The organism is Corynebacterium aquatimens, assembly GCF_030408395.1.
Taxonomy (GTDB): domain Bacteria; phylum Actinomycetota; class Actinomycetes; order Mycobacteriales; family Mycobacteriaceae; genus Corynebacterium; species Corynebacterium aquatimens.
Window position 1 is genome coordinate 2,165,524 of the sequence record NZ_CP046980.1, and the last position, 18,519, is coordinate 2,184,042.

The window sequence follows — 18,519 nt, forward strand, 5'->3', positions numbered from 1 at the left end:
TTCTTTACTGTCCCTTCTTCGCGCCGTAGCGGGAACGAGCCTGCTTACGGTCCTTAACGCCCTGGGTATCCAGCGCGCCGCGGATGATCTTGTAACGGACACCCGGGAGGTCCTTCACACGACCACCACGCACGAGCACCATGGAGTGCTCCTGCAGGTTGTGGCCCTCACCCGGAATGTATGCGGACACCTCGATGCCGGAGGTCAGACGCACACGCGCGACCTTACGCAGAGCCGAGTTCGGCTTCTTCGGGGTGGTCGTGTACACACGGGTGCACACACCGCGACGCTGCGGGGAGCCCTTCAGGGCAGCCGTAGCGACCTTCGTCTTCTTATCGTGGCGGCCCTTGCGGACCAGCTGCTGAATAGTTGGCATACAGCCTCTTTCTTGTTCTTTCTTTGCTTTTCTGGATTCCTGGAGAGTCCCAGATTTTCCTGGGCTGTCCTGGACTTTCCTGGACTTTCCAGTTCAGTCTCAACTTCTTTCCGCCCCGCCCGCGGGCCGCAATCCTGAACGATCCTAGCCACTGCCGACCACTGCCGGCCGAGCCTGCTCGTTCCTGATTACGCCGCTAAGCAAATGCGCCCATACATGCAAAAATAGGGGCTCTTTTCCGGGGCCCTGCCGCATGATGCGACGCAGCGTGAAAACACGCGCGAAATCGTGGATAAATCTAGCGCACCGTGGCTGGTGATCGCAAATCCCGTCACCAGCTCCCCCAGCTCCGCCGCCCACCGCCGCGGCAACCCCGTCGCCCCCACCGCCGCAGCACCGACCCGGCCCCCGCCCTGCCTCCCAAATACCCCCCACCTGACGATGCTGACACCTCCGCCCCATCTCAGCGAAGCCGACCTGGGATAACGAGGTTTTGCACCCGCCGCGAGTGTCAACATCGTCAGGATCACCCGCTGAACCCCGACAAACCAGCTGCCATGGATCGCTCCCACCGCCAACGCCGCCACCGCCGCAGCACCGCCCCCGCGCTGCCACCAAATACCCCCAGACAACCACCCCAAATAACCCCCCGCCTGACGATGCTGATACCTCTGCCCCATCTCAGCGAAGCCGACCTGGCATAACGAGGTTTTGCACCCGCCGCAAGTGTCAACATCGTCAGGATCGCCCTCCTGAACCCAGACAAACCAGCTGCCATGGATCGCTCCCACCGCCGCTGAAGCACCCCCACCACTGCACCGCCCCGGCCCCCGCCCTGCCTCCAAATAGACCCCGCCTGACGATGCTGACACCTCTGCCTCATCTCAGCGAAGCCGACCTGGCATAACGAGGTTTTGCACCCCCAGGACTGTCAACATCGTCAGGATTGTCTTCCTGAACCCAGAAAACCGACTGCCATGGATCGCTCCCACTGCCGCAGCACCGCCCCCGCCCCGCCCCCGCGCTGCCCACAAATACCCTCAGATAACCACCCCAAACAACCCCCGCCTGACGATGCTGACACCTCCGCCAGATTTCAGCGAGGCCGACCTGGGATAACGAGGTTTTGCACCCCCCAGGAGTGTCAACATCGTCAGGATCGCCCTCCTAAACCCGGGCGCGGGGCCCGGTGAAACCAGCGGGAGCCGGAGAAACCAGTTGGAACCCGCGGGGACCCGGTAGAAACCCAGTAGACTCGCTGCAATGAAACGCACACTCAAGTCCGCATCCACTTCCCGGTTCCAACGCGGAATGGAGCGCTTCCTCTTGCCGCTTTTCGGCACTGCTGGGGCCTTGCACTTCCTCACCCCCAAACCCTTCGACCAAATCGTTCCACCTGAGCTGCCAGGTTCACGACGGACATACACCTATGTCTCCGGTGCCGCGGAGCTCGCGGCCGCCGCGCTGCTCAGCAATGATCGAACCCGCAGGGCCGGCGGCCTGTTCAGCGCACTGTTGCTCCTGGCTGTTTGGCCGGGCAATTTCTACATGTCGTACCTGTGGCGCAACAAACCGCTGCCCTACTTCCTGGGGTCGCTGGCTCGCCTGCCCCTCCAGGTGCCGCTAGTCACTGCGGCATGGCGCATTTTCAAGTCCAATGACTAGCAACGATCGACCCTCCACCGTGGCCGGCGCCATCGACGACACCATGGACGACACCCTTGGTGACACCATTGTTGACCTGCTCGGTGACCAAAAAGCTGAGTCTTCGATCTGCCCGTCGGAGGTCGCGCGTCGAATCCGCCCCGCGCAACCAGAGGAATCCAAAGGCGCAGAAGGCTGGAGGGACCTTATGGCCCCGATCAGGGCGGTGGCGTTTGGCCTTGCGCGGGACGGCGTCGTGAAGATCACTCAAGGGGACGCCACGGTTGACCCGAACCATGATCCCGAGGAGCTCAGCGGCCCCATCCGTATCCGCCGCGGCCCCAATTGGTCTTAATCCTTTTGGGTCCCAGGCAACATTCCTGAATCTGCTGACACTTGCACCCTCCCTTGGGGATAGCAACCTGGGCAAACGTCGAACCGTGGAGCTTCAGGTGTCAGCAAATTCAGGATGGGCTGGAATGGGTCAGGATTGGGGCGGGGCGGCATTGGGTCGGCGCGGGCGCCGGCGCGGGGCTGCCGAAGACTAAATCCCAACGAAAACACGTTCTGACTGCCTAAAATTAAGGTATGAGCACCGAATCTGATGTCCCCGCTGTTCCTGAACCAAACAACCTCCCCCGCAAGCGCGCGTCCCAGGCCCAGCGCACCGACGCCACGGATTTCCTCGCCGCCGCATACGCTGATGGTCAGCTCAACACCACTGAATTTGATGAGCGCACTTCCGCAGCATGGAACGCCGTCTTCGCCGATGAGTTGGAGGGTCTGACGAGGGATTTGGTTCCCGTCGATAAGCATGAGCCCGCTACCAGAAGCAAACGGCTCCCTGACTACGTCACGGGTGAGCCGGGCGGCGTGGCCACATCCATTGCAGTCATGGGTGGCGTTGAGCGGTCCGGTGACTGGCTGGTCAACTCGAGCCACACGTCGTTTGCGTTCATGGGCGGCACGGAAGTCAACCTGCTGAAAGCCCGCCTCAGCAGCCGTAACACCACAATTCGCGCGCTGGCTTTCATGGGCGGGGTGGAGATCATCGTCCCTGAAGATGTTCACGTCAAATGCGACGGCACCGCGTTTATGGGCGGTTTCGGCGTCACCGATCACCGCAGCGTCACCATCGCGCAAGCCGATCTTCCTGCCGACGCCCCGACCATCACCATCACCGGCTTTGCCCTGATGGGCGGTGTGGAAGTGATCCGCGCCAACCGCGACGCCGTCCTGTAGTCCCCGCTCGCTCATGCTTATCGACGCCTACGGCTAGCCGCGCACAGCCAACAGCCACCGTTTGGGGCAAACAAGAAGCTCTCCCGAAGGAGAGCTTTTCTATTGGCTGATTGGTTTAGACGCGCTCTTCACGACGACGCGTGATCAGCATTCCACCGAACGCGATCAACACCATGCCCAGCATGAGCACCATGATGGTGTTCGCACCGGTGTCCGCCAGGTCCTCGTCGTCTTCTTCGGTGTCCTCGTCCTCGTCGTCAGTGTCATCCTCATCGATCTCGTCGGAGTCCTCCACCGAAGTGTCGTCGTAGGTCTCATCCGAGTCATCGCCCGCGGAGTACTGCGTGCCGCCACCGGTGCCATCGGTGGATTCCACTACCTCGGTCTCAGTATCAGTTTCCTCAGAGGTGGGTTCCGTGGAGGTGGACGACGTGGTGGTTGACGTGGTGGTTGACCTGGTTACATTCGTACCACGCAGCCCATTTCCAGCACCCGCCAGCGCGCCAAGTCCACCCGCGCCACCAAGCAGACCCATCAGCTGGTTCTGCCCCGGGAACAACTCGGACGTCGGCGTCGGCGTTGTCTTAGACGCACTTGGCGTCGCCGTCACCGTGACCGTGGTGGCAGTCGTAGAAGCTGGTGTTTGCGTGGGTTTCACCTCTTTGCCGATGATTTCGATTGGCTCTGGCACTGAAGCAACTGTCTCTCGGAGATTCCCCGTCGCGCCAGTGGCTACCGCTTCACCCTTGTACCTACCAGCTGGAGCCTTAACGTTGACCTCGACAGTTTTGGACCCATTTGGTTTGAGATCAAACGCTGGCACCACCGCCAATTCTTCATTCAGCGCTTTGACATATGCAGCTTGGTCCTTGCGCAAATGAGCAACGTCTTGGACCTGCTGTTCACTCAGCTTGATTCCCTTAATCTCTTCACCACTCGTGTTCTTGACTTCATAGAACACAGTGATGGAATCGCCTTCATTGGGCGTTGAAGGCTCGGCGATAGTAAGGGCTTTGGCGCTTCCCCCAGGCGAGTGAACCCGGGAACTGACTACCAAATCTGGAATACAGAACGCAGATGTGGCGGAGAGTACTTTCCCATCGCCGGCCGCACCTGGGTTGACGAAGAGTTCAAGAGCCGGCTTTCCGACGGTCAGCCCGGGTTGTTGCCCGCATTTGGCGACCCCCGCAGCATTTTCCGCTGCAACGGTTCCTTGAACGGACACTTCGTACCAGGTGATGCTAGGAGTTGGTACATCTTTAAGCTGTGCTTCGGCTTTGGAAACCGTGAACGCGTTGCCTTTGAGTGCAGCGTCCTTGAGGTTGAATTTAGCCGAAGTTAGCTGCACGCCGCCCGTGTCCTTCACGTCAAACTTGACTGATTCGGGACTACCTGCTGTTTGGCCGGTGTTCTCAATGCCAAGCACATAAAACTGCTCGAACGTGCCCTTTGTGCGGACCGTTCAAACTTCGATGATGAACCTTAGTGCAGGGTGCCGTTCCGCACCAAATCGCGGTCTCACTTCTTCTTAGCTGGGTCCTCCAGCCCGAGAAGTTCGAACGCTAACGATTCAATGTCCGTATACGAGTCGGCCACGACAAACGACGCTCGCTGCTTGTCCGTGTCGAGCAGCAGCATGGACGAGAACCCGAGTGTCCCGCCGTTATGCCAGTACAGCCCGGTACCCGCGATGTTGTTCCAAGTGAATCGGAAGTTGCCCCGCTCGAGCGCGTGTGCGGCGTATCGCGCCATGTCGATGGCAGTGGACCGCAACCCACCGGAAGGAGCCGTGCCATCCATCTCCCATGCCTGGATACGCCAGCCGAGCACGGACACTCCCCGCGGTTTGTCCGGCCCCACAGTTCCGGGCAGTGCCACATAGGTCTCCTTCATGCCCAACGGGTCGAGAACCCGCTGCTTGATCAACTCGGGATAAGTTGACCCCGCGCATTCAGCTAGCAGCAACCCCAGCAAGTCGTGGCCAAGGTTCGAGTAAGTCTCGGTGCCGCGCTCTTCCAACTGTGCTGCTAACGCTTGATCGACAACATCATCAGGGGTGATGCCCACGTCGGGGTTCAGGCCCAGTATCGCCATCGCCCTGTTGCTAAGCCTTTGCTTTCCCGTTCGCGGCAAACCGGAAGTGTGGTTGGCCAGTTCTTCCAACGTCGCCGTCGATACTGCCGCGCCACGCACCCGCTCCCCAAGCACATCCTCCACCGTCGTGTCGGGTGTAGCCTCACCCAGTTCGATCGCTTGCTCCAGGAGATCAGCATTGAATGTCTTCGTGACTGACCCGATCTCAAACTCAGTGTGCTCGTCAGCCCCGAGCCCGGCGAAACGAGTTTGTCCGTCCTCCAGGACAAAAGCCGCAATATTGTGAAGCGGGTAGGCGGATTTACCCGCTTCAGCGCCCAACGCAACGAGCACACCCGCCAAGCGCTGATCGCCGGTTTGGGCTTTAGAGAGAACTACGCGTTTCAGCATGACAGCCAGTCATACCTGCGCTGTTCGTTGTTTACCACTGGCGGTGCGCTTCCGTCTTAGCCTTCTCGGCAGCCATTTACTTCCTGGCGCAAGCCTTGTCCATCCGGCAAATTGCCGAGCCGATGCACTCTTGCTACTTAATCCAAAATGTCTCGTCCAATTGCACGAGACATCGAGAAGCCACCAGAACTTTTTCGCTTTATATGGCCTGCCTCTGCGATCGACGATTTTCGAGGATCTCTTGCAAAGCAGCCCCATTCCTTGCCCACCGGGCATATTCCTCCGCAGTGAAACCAAGGAATTCTTCGAGCGAAAGGTTCTCACTTCCGGGGGCATCGTCGTGCCATGCATCAACCCAGTTATCCACTTCATCCAGGTAAGCGTCCCCCTCGAGACATGCCTCCACATAAGTCTTAAACATCGATCCTCCTCCCTTTCACTGCCGGGCCAATTAGTTCGCCTGAGATCACGTCGAACACTCCAACATGCTTTCCTTGCAGGTTATAGCCCTCAATGTGCCCATGCAAGGGGTCATACTCAAAAATACGTCCGGCTTTCCGATCCCTCCAACGAGGCGCCCCGCGCCCGCGCACTTTTTCCAAACTGTTGACAAAGCTCTTCCTCGGTCGAGGAATATAACTCGCGGCCAAAACGCTCCCTCCCGTCCGCATAGTTAGACGGCCCGAAACCGCAATCGGGTCCATTCCGATACCGACCCCGCAGGCTCCCGCCTTCCGGCCAGCATTGCGAGGATCCCGGGAACTTAGGGCCCCGGTATCAAAGCAAAAGACCCCGCCGAATGAACTAGCCCCCGATAGTTGGACTGGTTTAATTCTAGGCGGTTAGGGGTCCAAGGGCCTGATTCCGATATTGCATCGGGGTCAGGCCCTTGAGTCGTTGTTGGATGCGTTCGGTGTTGTACCACTCGATGTATTCATCGATCGCGTGGTTGAATTCCTCGATGGTGTCGTAGATCTCGCCGTGGTACATCTCGGTTTTCAAGTGACCGAAGAAGTTCTCTATGACCGCGTTGTCGTAGCAATTGGCTTTACGCGACATCGACTGAACACCACCGTTGTCGTGGATCAGGTTGCGCTAGGAGGCGTGTTGGTACTGGAAGCCTTGATCGGTGTGCATCATCCACCCGGGTTCAGGTGCACACGTTTGAATCGTCATAGCTAAAGAATCGGCAGTAAACGCTGTCGACGGCGATGTAGCCACGGTGTGGGCAACGATTGAACGGTCGAACAGGTCCATCACCGGTGACAGATATACCTTGCGGCCTGCGACCCTGAACTCGGTGACGTCGCTGACAAAGACGGCATTTGGCTTATCTGGGGTGAACTTGCGGTCAAGTGTGTTGGCGGCAATGTGGCTGATCATCCCAGCGTAGGAAACATAGGGCCTGCGCTGGCGGACCTTGGCTCGAAGCCCCATCTCGCACATGAGCTTGTAGACGAGCTTGTGGTTGACCACCCACCCCTGGTTGCGCAGGTCAAGGAGCACTCGTCGGTAGCCATAGCGATGCTTATTACGCTCGAAACTTTCCCGGATCGCGTCTTTGAGCGCAGCGTGCTTATCCGGCTCGCGCAGGCGTTTCTGGTGGTAGAAGAACGTCGATCTCGCCATGCCCGCCGCATCCAAAAGGTATTGCAGACGATGTTGTGACTTGAGGATGACAATCGCCTGGACTTTCAGGCGCGTCCCTGGTTCCTCAAGTCCCGCAATTTTTTTAAGTAGGCGTTTTCCGCTTCCAACCGTGCGATCTGGCGGCGCAGCTTCTCTTCCTCCGAGAGCGGCTTCGGTGCGACCGAGCCTTTGGGCCTACCCTTCGGCTTCGGTTTTAGTGCCTCATCGCCACCTTTACGCCATTTCCACGACCACCCTTTAACTAGCTGGTCTGATGACAGGCCAAACTCACGCGCAAGATCCATCGCTGTCTCACCGGCAAGGTGGCGTTGGACAACTTCCTTCTTGAAGTCGAACGAATACTGCTGCTTAGTCGGTTTCTCCACAAGACATAGCCTGCCATGCAGCGTAAATCGACGATAGAGCATACGGGCGGCGTCTTTGGAAACACCAAGAGTATTGGCAGCGGCTTTATAGCCCATGCCTTGCCCAAATAGTTCAACCAACTGCTCGCGCTGATGCTCACTCAGCGAACTTCGTGCTCTCAATGAAAACTACTCCCCACTCGTCGGTAACTGATTTTCTCAGTCCAACTAATGGGGAGCAGTTCAGAAGGAGAGCTTTTCTATTGGGTGATTGTTTTAGACGCGCTCTTCACGACGACGCGTGATCAGCATTCCACCGAACGCGATCAACACCATGCCCAGCATGAGCACCATGATGGTGTTCGCACCGGTGTCCGCCAGGTCCTCGTCGTCTTCGTCGGTGTCCTCGTCCTCGTCGTCAGTGTCATCCTCATCGATCTCGTCGGAGTCCTCCACCGAAGTGTCGTCGTAGGTCTCATCCGAGTCATCGCCCGCGGAGTATTGCGTGCCGCCACCGGTGCCATCGGTGGATTCCACTACCTCGGTCTCAGTATCAGTTTCCTCAGAGGTGGGTTCCGTGGAGGTGGACGACGTGGTGGTTGACGTGGTGGTTGACCTGGTTACATTCGTACCACGCAACCCATTTCCAGCACCCGTCAGCGCGCCAAGTCCACCTGCGCCACCAAGCAGACTCATCAGCTGGTTCTGCCCCGGGAACAACTCGGACGTCGTCGTGGTCGTCGGCGACGGCGTCGCGGACGGCGGGGTCGAGGGCGAGGAAGAGCTCGACGTCGTGGTCTTCGGCGTTGACGGAGGGGCAACGTACGTGCCCGAGAAGTTGTAGCTCACAGGTGCCGAAGCCACAGACGTGCCCTTCGAGTCCGTGCCTGTAGCGGTGATCAGACCAGAATAGGTACCGCTGCGCACCGGCACGCCAATTCGAACGTCCGTAGATTTCCCTCCATCGAGTTCAATGACTCGACCAGCAAGCTGCTCGCTTACCGCTGGGCTAATTGTGTCGGTGTATTGCGACTTTACAGTCGTCTCCTTCAGCGAAATTCCCGTCAGCTTGTCCTCACCCTGATTGGTGATGGTCAACAGCATGTTGATGTACTCACCAGTCTTGCCGGTCGCGGGTTCAGCCTCGGTCGCTGCAGCCTTGCCGTTGACCTTGCTCTCGACGAGCAGGGTCGGAATCTTCACTACGCTGCACGCGGAGGGAGCAGATAGTTCGGTCTGGGGAGTGTCGCCGTCGCCTAGCTCAATCTTTGTCAAAGCGCCAGTGCCATCCTGTTCGCACTGTTTATCTTTGGTCTCAGCCTCCTTTGCGTCGGCGCTGTTAACTTTTCCTGTGACGACGTACTCATAGTGCGTCGTCATGCCAGGTGCTGTGAAAACCAACTGATCTTTAGCGTCACCCTCAAACTTGTTCGAAGCTTGCAGTTTGTTCGTGGCTAGCGACTCCGAATAGAGGGACTGGTTACTGAATGTGACGTTCTCAATCACAAAACCATCGGGCAGTGTCGTGTTGAGCTTAAGCGATGCAGGGGCGGTGGCGCCGTTACCATCATTCTGAACTCGGACGACGTAGGTGAGTTTGAAGGTGTAGGACTCTTCGCCGGAATCCGCGTCCTTAACGCGCTTCAAACCAAGTGTTCCAACACCTTTGGCGTTGCCCACCGCATTCGCGATAGAGACCTTTACCGGTTTGGGCGCAGGAACTTCTGCGCCTCTATCAACCTCGGGGGTTTCAGCGTTATCGTCAGGCCCAACAGGTTCTCCTAGGTTCTTACTTGGAACAACAGGAGCAGCTGAGTCTGCCAGCGAGGTAGAAGTGGTGTCGCTGGTGTTCGTGGTCGTTGTGGCCGGGGTCGAAGCGGAGGTATCGGTCTGGGCCGTGGCGGGCACGATCACCGCCGTGGATACGGCGAGTGCGCCACCGAAAAGCCAGGCCAAGGGTTTCGTCAGCGCGCGGCGTGCAGAGCCGTGAGCAGCGTTCATAGGGGTCTCCTCAGTGAAAAAGTTCGACCAGAATTTGTAGACCCCTATAGTTTACTGATTCGCTCGACAAAATCACACTTGCGTGCTTAAGAATCGTCGCCAGATCCGCAAGGTGGACAAAAACCCCGACTACCCCGCGGGAGGATTCCTGCGGGGTAGTCGGGGTTTTAGGCGCTACTGGTAGCTGTCGAAGCCGTACTCGTCCAGCGGCACGGAGGCGCCGGTGAACTCGCCGTAGACTTCGTCGCCGTAGATGCCATCGCCGATGGACGGGATGGAGTAGGCGGCGGAGCGGGCGGCTTCCGTCGGCTTGACGGAGATGTTGCGGTAGCGGGAGATGCCGGTACCGGCCGGGATGAGCTTACCGATGATCACGTTCTCCTTCAGGCCGATGAGCTTGTCGGAGCGCTTGTTGATCGCCGCGTCGGTAAGCACGCGCGTGGTCTCCTGGAAGGAGGCCGCAGACAGCCAGGACTCGGTGGCCAGGGAGGCCTTGGTGATACCCATGATCTCACTGCGCAGCTCAGCGGGCTGGCCGCCTTCAGCCACGGTGGCGGAGTTGATCTGGCGTGCCTCGGAGAGATCGACCAGGGTACCGGGGAGGAACTCGGTGGTACCGGAGTCGATGACCGTACCGCGGCGCAGCATCTGGCGGATGATGATCTCAATGTGCTTGTCGTGGATCGACACACCCTGGGTGCGGTACACGGCCTGCACTTCGTCGATAAGGTGCTTTTCGACGCCGCGACGGCCGAGGACCTCGAGCACGTCGTGCGGGTCAGCGGCACCGCGCAGCAGGCGGTCGCCGACGACAACGGTGTCCCCGTCGCGAAGCGAACGCTCGATCATCGCATCCGGGTTGGTCTCCATCGGGCGGCGGACTTGCGCGAGGCCCTGGCGCTTGGAGAGCTTCTCGTAGACAACATCGTCGGAGCCGTCCTCCGGGTGGATGGTCAGTGTCCAGAAGTTGCCTTCGTCTTCCAGCGAGATCGTGCCGGCGACCGACGCGATCGGCGCGCGGTTCTTCGGAACACGAGCCTCGAAGAGCTCCTGGACACGCGGCAGACCACCGGTAATGTCACCACCGACACCACCCTGGTGGAAGGTACGCATTGTCAGCTGGGTACCCGGCTCACCAATGGACTGGGCGGCGACGATACCGACTGCCTCACCGATGTCGACGAGCTTGCCGGACGCCATGGACTTGCCGTAGCACTTCGCGCAGACACCGGTCGGGGTCTGGCAGGTCAGCACGGAGCGGACCTTGACCTCAGGGACACCCGCAGCAACGAGGGAATCGATGTGGTCCTCGGAGAGCTCCGAACCAGCCTCAAGAACGACGTTGCCGTCAGCATCCTTTGCGTCAGCGGCAAGAACACGGCCCGCGACGGACGTCTCGACCAGATCGTGGCGCGCGAAGCTGGCGTTGCCGGTGTCCTGGTTGCCAATCGCCTCGGCAACAGGAACCTTGACGCCCTGAGCGGTGCCGCAGTCCTCTTCGCGGACGATGACGTCCTGCGCAACGTCGACGAGACGACGGGTGAGGTAGCCGGAGTCCGCGGTACGCAGAGCGGTATCGGCCAGGCCCTTACGGGAACCGTGGGAGTTGTTGAAGTACTCCATCACGCTCAGGCCCTCGCGGAAGGAGGTCTTGATCGGACGGGTGATGTACTCACCGCGGGAGTTCACGACCATGCCCTTCATGCCGGCCAGGGTCCAGATCTGGCGCATGTTACCGGCAGCACCGGACTTCACGATCATCGGGATCGGGTTGTCATCCGGGTAGATGTCCTCGACAGCCTGACCCACCTTGTTGGTGGCGTCCTGCCAGAGCTCAACCAAGCGGTCGTAGCGGTTCTCTGCCGTCAGAGCACCCTTCTCCCAGAACTTGCGCTCAATGGCTTCTGCTTCCTTCTCGTACTCCTCCAAGATCTCGGTCTTGTTCGGGAGCACGAGCACGTCAGACATGGAGATGGTGATGCCGGAGCGGGTCGCCCAGTAGAAACCTGCGTCCTTGAGCTTGTCCATCGTCTGCGCGACGGTGATCATCGGGTACTTCTCCACCATCGCTGCGATGATGTCACCCAGCAGCACCTTGCCGGAGCCGCCGCCCTTACGCACCATGGCGCCTTCCTGGTACGAGAAGTTGAACGGAAGCAGCTCGTTGAACAGGATGCGGCCGAGCGTGGTGTCGATCGTCCACGGCTCGCCCTTGGTCCAGCCGTCGGGGAACTGCTCTGCCTCGATCTCCACCGTCGGGCGAAGGTGGGAGATGCGCACCTTGATCGGCGCCTGCAGGCCCAGAACACCACGGTCGTAGGCCATGATGGCCTCGCGGTAGTCGGAGTAGTAGCCGCGTGCGGGTCCGTTCTCGTCGGCGGGGGCGTACGCGCCCTCGCCGCCGATCTCGCCCTCACCCTTGATCATGGTGAGGAAGTACAGGCCGGTCACCATGTCCAGGCGCGGCATAGCCAGTGGCTTACCGGATGCCGGGGACAAAATGTTGTTCGACGACAGCATGAGGATACGTGCCTCTGCCTGCGCCTCAGCGCTCAGTGGGAGGTGAACAGCCATCTGGTCACCGTCAAAGTCGGCGTTGAACGCTTCACATGCCAGCGGGTGCAGCTGGATTGCCTTACCCTCAACCAGCACCGGCTCGAAGGCCTGGATACCCAGGCGGTGCAGCGTCGGCGCGCGGTTGAGCAGCACGGGGTGCTCAGAAATCGCCTCTTCGAGGACGTCCCACACCTCAGGACGCTGGCGCTCCACCATGCGCTTGGCGGACTTGATGTTCTGCGCGTAGTCATTGTCCACAAGACGCTTCATAACAAACGGCTTGAACAGCTCAAGAGCCATCAGCTTCGGCAGACCGCACTCGTGCATCTTCAGCTGCGGACCAACGATAATCACGGAACGACCGGAGTAGTCCACGCGCTTACCCAGCAGGTTCTGGCGGAAGCGGCCCTGCTTACCCTTCAGCAGGTCAGACAGTGACTTCAGCGGGCGGTTACCCGGGCCAGTGACGGGGCGGCCGCGGCGGCCGTTGTCGAACAGCGCGTCCACGGACTCCTGCAGCATGCGCTTCTCATTGTTCACAATGATCTCTGGCGCGCCGAGCTCAATCATGCGCTTGAGACGGTTGTTGCGGTTGATCACGCGACGGTACAGGTCGTTCAGGTCGGAGGTAGCAAAGCGGCCACCTTCCAGCTGCACCATCGGGCGCAGCTCCGGTGGGATCACCGGGATGCAATCTAAGATCATGCCGGCCGGGTCGTTGCCGGAGCGCTGGAACGCAGCAACAACCTTGAGGCGCTTGAGTGCGCGGACCTTCTTCTGGCCCTTGCCCTCAGCGATGATCGTGCGCAGCTCTTCTGCCTCGGCATCCAGGTCGAAGTTGCGGATCAGGGTCTGGATCGCTTCTGCGCCCATGCCGCCGGTGAAGTAGTCCTCGTAGCGGTCTTCGAGTTCCTCGTAGAGGTTCTCGTCAATAATCATCTGCTTCGGCGCGAGCTTGACAAAGGTGTTCCAGATCTCGTCGAGGCGCTCGATCTCGCGCTCAGCGGCGTCGCGCATCTGCGACATTTCCTTATCAGCCGCGTTCTGCACCTTCTTTCGGGCAGCGGCGGTCGCACCAGAGGACTCAAGCTCAGCGAGGTCCTCCTCGAGCTTCTGCGCGCGCTTGGCAATCTCGGACTCGGTGTCCTGCTCGATTTCCTTCTTCTCCAGCACCATTTCCGCCTCAAGGGTGGACATGTCAGAGTGGCGGGCCTCTTCATCAACGCTAGTGATGATGTTGGCCGCGAAGTAAATGATGCGCTCAAGATCCTTCGGCGCGAGGTCCAGCAGGTAACCCAGGCGCGACGGCACACCCTTGAAGTACCAGATGTGGGTCACGGGCGCGGCCAGCTCAATGTGGCCCATGCGCTCGCGGCGGACCTTGGACTTGGTCACTTCCACACCACAGCGCTCACAGACGATGCCCTTGTAGCGGACACGCTTGTATTTACCGCAGGAGCACTCCCAGTCGCGGGTCGGGCCGAAGATGCGCTCGCAGAACAGGCCGTCCTTTTCCGGCTTCAGGGTGCGGTAGTTAATGGTCTCAGGCTTTTTCACCTCGCCCTTGGACCAACGGCGGATGTCATCAGCGGAGGCCAGGCCGATGCGGAGCTCGTCGAAGAGGTTGACGTCAAACACGTACGTGTTCCTTTCGCCCTCCGCTTATCGACGGAGGGTTTGAAGTTGAATTTGTTCTTCGTTGTTTAGGTTGAATGCTTCCGTGCTTCCCCCGTGCCGCAGTTGGCACAGCGAAAACGCGAATGCGTTTAAGCTTCCGTGCTTCCCCCGTGCCGCAGTTGGCACAGCGAAAACGCGAATGCGTTTAAGCTGTGTCGGCTGCGGCACCTTCGTCGCGGGACAGGTTGATGCCCAGGGAGGAGCCGGCCTGGTCGTACTCGTCGTCATCGCCGGAGAGTTCCATCGGCGTGCCGTCGGTGGACAGCACTTCGACGTTCAGGCACAGGGACTGGAGCTCCTTGAGCAACACCTTGAAGGACTCCGGGATGCCCGGGTCTGGGATGTTGTCGCCCTTGACAATGGCCTCGTAGACCTTCACGCGACCCACCACGTCGTCGGACTTGATGGTCAACAGTTCCTGCAGGGTGTAGGCGGCGCCGTATGCCTGCATTGCCCACACCTCCATCTCACCGAAGCGCTGGCCACCGAACTGGGCCTTACCACCCAGCGGCTGCTGCGTAATCATGGAGTACGGGCCGGTGGAACGGGCGTGGATCTTCTCGTCGACAAGGTGGTGCAGTTTGAGCATGTACATGTAGCCCACGGAGATGGGGTACTTGAATGGCTCACCCGACCGGCCGTCGAAAAGCATTGTCTTGCCGTCGCCGTCAACCATGACGTCGCCGTCGCGGTTGGGCTTGGTGTTGGCCAGAAGACCTGCGATTTCCGAGTTGGTGGCGCCGTCGAACACCGGCGTTGCGGTGAGCGACTCGGCCGGGACGTCGTAGAGGGACTCCGGCAGGGTCTTTAGCAGCTCAGCGTTGTTCGGGTCCTCAGGGTCAACGGTCCAACCGGCGTGAGCCAGCCAGCCGAGGTGAACCTCCAGCACCTGGCCGATGTTCATACGACGCGGAACACCGTGGGTGTTCAGGATGATGTCCACCGGGGTACCGTCCGCCATGAACGGCATGTCTTCCTGCGGGAGGATCTTGCCCACGACACCCTTGTTGCCGTGGCGGCCAGCCATCTTGTCGCCGTCCTGGATCTTGCGCTTCTGCGCAACGTAGACGCGCACCATCTCATTCACGCCTGGCTGCAGGTCGTCGCCCTCGTCGCGGGAGAAGCGCTGGACCGCGATGACCTTACCGGTCTCACCGTGCGGAACCTTCAGGGAGGTGTCGCGCACCTCACGGGCCTTCTCGCCGAAGATCGCGCGCAGCAGGCGCTCTTCCGGCGTCAGCTCGGTCTCACCCTTCGGGGTGACCTTACCCACCAAGATGTCGCCGTCGCGCACGTCCGCACCCGGGCGAACAATACCGCGCTCGTCGAGGTCCTTGAGCACGTCCTCGCTGACGTTCGGGATCTCACGCGTGATTTCTTCCGCACCCAGCTTCGTGTCGCGGGCGTCAACCTCGTGTTCCTCAATGTGGATCGAGGTCAGCGTGTCCTGCTCGACGACGCGCTGGTTCAAAATGATCGCGTCCTCGTAGTTGTGGCCTTCCCACGGCATGAACGCAACGAGCAGGTTCGTGCCCAGCGCCATCTCACCGTTCTTCGTGCCCGGGCCGTCCGCAATCACCTGGCCGGCTTCCACGCGCTGGCCATTATCGACGATCGGAGTTTGGTTGTAGCAGGTTCCCTGGTTCGTGCGCTCGAACGTGCGCAGCAGGTAGGACTCGTAGTGGCCCTCGTCGCTCATGATGGTGATCACGTCACCGGTGACGTCGGTGACCACACCGGCTTCGCGCGCGATAACGGTGTCACCCGCGTCGTACGCAGCGCGCAGCTCCGTACCGGTTGCAACGTAGGCAGCCTCGGAGCGCAGCAGCGGCACAGCCTGCTTCTGCATGTTCGCACCCATCAGCGCGCGGTTCGCGTCATCGTGCTCGAGGAACGGAATCATTGCCGTAGCCACGGACACCATCTGGCGCGGGGAAATGTCTAAGTAGTCGACGCCGTTTGCGTCCGTCACGCCGATGTCACCGTCTTTGAGGCGGACCTCAATGCGGTCAGCGGTGATCGTGCCGTCAGCGTCACGGGCAGTCGCGGCCTCGGCGATGGCGTAGCGGTCTTCCTCATCAGCGGTGAGGTACTCAACCTGGTCAGTCAGCTTGCCGTCGACGACCTTCTGGTACGGCGTCTCAATGAAACCGAACGGGTTGACGCGCGCGTAGGACGCCAGCGCACCGATCAGACCAATGTTCGGGCCTTCCGGAGTCTCAATCGGGCACATGCGGCCGTAGTGGGACGGGTGCACGTCGCGCACCTCAATGCCGGCGCGCTCACGGGACAGACCACCCGGGCCCAGCGCGGACAGACGACGCTTGTGCGTCAGCCCCGACAGGGAGTTGTTGTGGTCCATGAACTGGGACAGCTGGGAGGTACCGAAGAACTCGCGGATCGCTGCGGACACCGGCTTGGTGTTGATCAACGACGTCGGCGTAATCGATTCCGCATCCTGCGTGGTCATGCGCTCACGCACGACGCGCTCCATGCGGGACAGACCCGTGCGGAACTGCGTCTGCACCAACTCACCCACGGTGCGCAGGCGGCGGTTACCAAAGTGGTCAATATCGTCCGTGGAAATCGGGATGACCTCACCGGTCGGCGACGTCATCTCACGCTCACCCGCGTGCAGGCGCACCAGGTACTCCAGCGTGGTGGCGATATCTTCTTCAGTCAGCGTGTTCTCACCATCGTGGTCCCCGCCCAGGCCCAGCTTGCGGTTCACCTTGTAGCGGCCAACACGAGCCAGGTCATAACGACGCGCCTGGAAAAACGCACCGTCGAGAAGCGATTGCGCAAGGTCACGCGTCGGCTGCTCACCTGGGCGCTGCTTGCGGTAGATCTCCAGCAGGGCCTCGTCCGTGTTAGCAACGCCGTCGGACTCGAGCGTAGCCATCATGATTTCGGAGAAGCCGAAGCGCTCCTTGATCTGCTCCGTGGTCCAACCAAGAGCCTTCAACAGCACGGTCACCGGCTGACGACGCTTGCGGTCGATGCGCACACCCACCGTGTCACGCTTATCGACGTCAAACTCCAGCCACGCACCACGGGACGGAATAACCTTCACCGAGTGCAGCGGGCGCTCCGTGGACTTATCAATCGTCTCATCGAAGTAGACGCCCGGGGAACGTACGAGCTGGGAAACAATCACGCGCTCAGTACCGTTAACGATGAACGTGCCCTTCTCCGTCATCAACGGGAAGTCACCGATGAACACGGTCTGGGACTTAATCTCGCCCGTCTCACCGTTAGTGAACTCCGCGGTGACGTACAGCGGCGCAGAATAGTTAATGTCCTTCTCTTTGCACTCATCAACCGAGTACTTCACATCCTCGAAGTACGGCTCAGACAGAGTCAGACTCATGTTGCCGGAGAAGTCCTGGATCGGGGAGAACTCCTCCAGGATGTCTTCAAGACCGGACGTAATCAGCGCCTCGGGGCCACGGGCCTCTTGCTGACGCTCACGCCAGTCCGGGTCACCAACGAGCCACGCGAAAGACTCAAGCTGGACGTCAAGAAGACCCGGAAGCGCGATCGGCTCATCGATCTTTGCAAACGAGTAGCGCTCAGGCGCGCCCGGGATGGCGGTAGTAGGGGTAGCTGCGTTATTGGCGTTCTGGACTGCCAAGGGGGGTCCTTCCAGCACCTCACGCGGGGTTGTTCATCCACGGCTGCCGCTATATACACACCGCGACAACACCCGCTAGTAGATGGTCGTCTAAAATTTGGATTAGTTACCTGTGGAAAACCGACCCCAGGGACCACAAAATCACCTTGTCAAACCGTGTTTTCTCAAGCATCGTGCTTGACGTAAACGATCTGACAAGGCTTTTCAAAATGAACCCTCGGTCTCGGCTTCCAGCGCAACGATCAACCTTAGACCATCGCGCGGGGTTTGTAAAGGGACCGAAGGTGTCCCCAGAAATTAATTGCCGATTTCGCATGTGCGAGATAAGTCGCTGTCCCGCAACTAGCCCCTCCTCCCCTGACCTGGCAGCGGCCAGCTCACCCCCCTTCCCTCCCCACACCTCGCGTCCCCTGCAACGCAACCGCGCGGGAGGGAAACCCTTTTCCCGTAGATCCGTTCGGAAATCAGCCGAGGGCGACCTGGGGTTTTTCCGCCGAAAATTCGTACGGATCTACACCAAGCCCGCGGACTCGGTTGCGGCACCGCGCATGCCCGTCTTACGTGACCCCTTCCATGACCGATTGACGTACACTGTGTGTACAGACCACATACGGGACGGAAACATGACCACTGAAACAAAGGACAAGCGGCTCCAGTTGCGCGCCACTGCGTCGCAGGACGCCCGGCTGCGCGAGGCCGCCAAGACCGAAGAAGTAAGCGTTACCGAGTTTGTCCTCGCCAGCGCTCTGGCCAAGGCTGACACGGTTCTAGCTGATAAGCGTTATTTCTTTCTGAGCTCGGAACAATATAACGAGTTTCTCGAGGCACTGGAAAAACCGGTCCGGGGACCCAAGTACCAAGCGCTCATGACAGGCGAGACCGTCTTTGGGAAGGATTTCACGCTTGATTAA

12 protein-coding genes and 1 pseudogene are annotated in these 18,519 nt (G+C 59.9%); 4 read left to right on the forward strand and 9 right to left on the reverse strand.

Annotated features, from left to right (window positions below):
* Positions 1 to 4: 4 nt before the first annotated feature.
* On the reverse strand, positions 5 to 376 hold the full coding sequence (gene rpsL, locus CAQUA_RS09860) for a 30S ribosomal protein S12 (protein WP_095659207.1): 372 nt from the start codon (positions 374 to 376) through the stop codon (positions 5 to 7).
* 1,263 nt (positions 377 to 1,639) lie between these two features.
* Here rpsL and CAQUA_RS09865 point away from each other — a divergent pair.
* The 3 genes from CAQUA_RS09865 (at position 1,640) to CAQUA_RS09875 (ending at position 3,262) form a co-directional block, all read left to right on the forward strand.
* On the forward strand, positions 1,640 to 2,041 hold the full coding sequence (locus tag CAQUA_RS09865) for a DoxX family protein (protein WP_196825279.1): 402 nt from the start codon (positions 1,640 to 1,642) through the stop codon (positions 2,039 to 2,041).
* The gene (locus CAQUA_RS09870; RefSeq protein WP_331273462.1) at positions 2,034 to 2,375 is read left to right on the forward strand and encodes a DUF3253 domain-containing protein; all 342 of its coding nucleotides are present in this window, start codon (positions 2,034 to 2,036) and stop codon (positions 2,373 to 2,375) included. Before CAQUA_RS09865 ends, CAQUA_RS09870 begins: the two co-directional genes overlap by 8 nt.
* Before the next feature lie 233 nt (positions 2,376 to 2,608).
* Positions 2,609 to 3,262, forward strand: a complete 654-nt coding sequence (locus CAQUA_RS09875; RefSeq protein ID WP_196825278.1) for a DUF1707 SHOCT-like domain-containing protein — start codon at positions 2,609 to 2,611, stop codon at positions 3,260 to 3,262.
* Between the two features lie 115 nt (positions 3,263 to 3,377).
* On the opposite strand, the gene CAQUA_RS09880 is transcribed toward CAQUA_RS09875, so the two are convergent.
* The 8 genes and pseudogenes from CAQUA_RS09880 to rpoB all read right to left on the reverse strand — a co-directional run bounded on the left by CAQUA_RS09880 (position 3,378) and on the right by rpoB (position 17,626).
* The gene (locus CAQUA_RS09880) at positions 3,378 to 4,610 is read right to left on the reverse strand and encodes an LPXTG cell wall anchor domain-containing protein (RefSeq protein WP_196825277.1); all 1,233 of its coding nucleotides are present in this window, start codon (positions 4,608 to 4,610) and stop codon (positions 3,378 to 3,380) included.
* Positions 4,611 to 4,780: 170 nt separating this feature from the next.
* On the reverse strand, positions 4,781 to 5,746 hold the full coding sequence (locus tag CAQUA_RS09885; RefSeq protein ID WP_196825276.1) for a serine hydrolase domain-containing protein: 966 nt from the start codon (positions 5,744 to 5,746) through the stop codon (positions 4,781 to 4,783).
* A gap of 199 nt (positions 5,747 to 5,945) precedes the next feature.
* Positions 5,946 to 6,167, reverse strand: a complete 222-nt coding sequence (locus CAQUA_RS09890) for a hypothetical protein (RefSeq protein WP_196825275.1) — start codon at positions 6,165 to 6,167, stop codon at positions 5,946 to 5,948.
* Positions 6,160 to 6,450, reverse strand: a complete 291-nt coding sequence (locus CAQUA_RS11245; protein ID WP_353959136.1) for a colicin E3/pyocin S6 family cytotoxin — start codon at positions 6,448 to 6,450, stop codon at positions 6,160 to 6,162. Before CAQUA_RS11245 ends, CAQUA_RS09890 begins: the two co-directional genes overlap by 8 nt.
* Positions 6,451 to 6,580: 130 nt before the next feature.
* Positions 6,581 to 7,877, reverse strand: a pseudogene (locus tag CAQUA_RS09895) (IS3 family transposase).
* A gap of 139 nt (positions 7,878 to 8,016) precedes the next feature.
* Entirely contained in the window at positions 8,017 to 9,741 is a 1,725-nt protein-coding gene (locus CAQUA_RS09900; protein WP_196825273.1) for an LPXTG cell wall anchor domain-containing protein, read from the reverse strand.
* Positions 9,742 to 9,915: 174 nt separating this feature from the next.
* Positions 9,916 to 13,935 carry a DNA-directed RNA polymerase subunit beta' gene (locus CAQUA_RS09905; RefSeq protein WP_196825272.1) on the reverse strand — a complete coding sequence of 1,340 codons (4,020 nt, stop codon included), beginning with the start codon at positions 13,933 to 13,935 and terminating at the stop codon, positions 9,916 to 9,918.
* A gap of 184 nt (positions 13,936 to 14,119) precedes the next feature.
* Positions 14,120 to 17,626 (reverse strand): DNA-directed RNA polymerase subunit beta, encoded by a 3,507-nt coding sequence (rpoB, locus tag CAQUA_RS09910; RefSeq protein ID WP_376993140.1) that lies wholly within the window; start codon positions 17,624 to 17,626, stop codon positions 14,120 to 14,122.
* Positions 17,627 to 18,231: 605 nt separating this feature from the next.
* Here rpoB and CAQUA_RS09915 point away from each other — a divergent pair.
* Complete coding sequence (locus tag CAQUA_RS09915; protein WP_196825270.1) at positions 18,232 to 18,519, forward strand: type II toxin-antitoxin system TacA family antitoxin; 288 nt, start codon at positions 18,232 to 18,234, stop codon at positions 18,517 to 18,519.

Coding starts and splice junctions, on each gene's coding strand:
- rpsL (WP_095659207.1), bottom strand. CDS start 376: ATGCCAACTATTCAGCAGCTGGTCCGCAAGGGCCGCCACGATAAGAAG.
- CAQUA_RS09865 (WP_196825279.1), top strand. CDS start 1,640: ATGAAACGCACACTCAAGTCCGCATCCACTTCCCGGTTCCAACGCGGA.
- CAQUA_RS09870 (WP_331273462.1), top strand. CDS start 2,034: ATGACTAGCAACGATCGACCCTCCACCGTGGCCGGCGCCATCGACGAC.
- CAQUA_RS09875 (WP_196825278.1), top strand. CDS start 2,609: ATGAGCACCGAATCTGATGTCCCCGCTGTTCCTGAACCAAACAACCTC.
- CAQUA_RS09885 (WP_196825276.1), bottom strand. CDS start 5,746: ATGCTGAAACGCGTAGTTCTCTCTAAAGCCCAAACCGGCGATCAGCGC.
- CAQUA_RS09890 (WP_196825275.1), bottom strand. CDS start 6,167: ATGTTTAAGACTTATGTGGAGGCATGTCTCGAGGGGGACGCTTACCTG.
- CAQUA_RS11245 (WP_353959136.1), bottom strand. CDS start 6,450: ATGGACCCGATTGCGGTTTCGGGCCGTCTAACTATGCGGACGGGAGGG.
- CAQUA_RS09900 (WP_196825273.1), bottom strand. CDS start 9,741: ATGAACGCTGCTCACGGCTCTGCACGCCGCGCGCTGACGAAACCCTTG.
- CAQUA_RS09915 (WP_196825270.1), top strand. CDS start 18,232: ATGACCACTGAAACAAAGGACAAGCGGCTCCAGTTGCGCGCCACTGCG.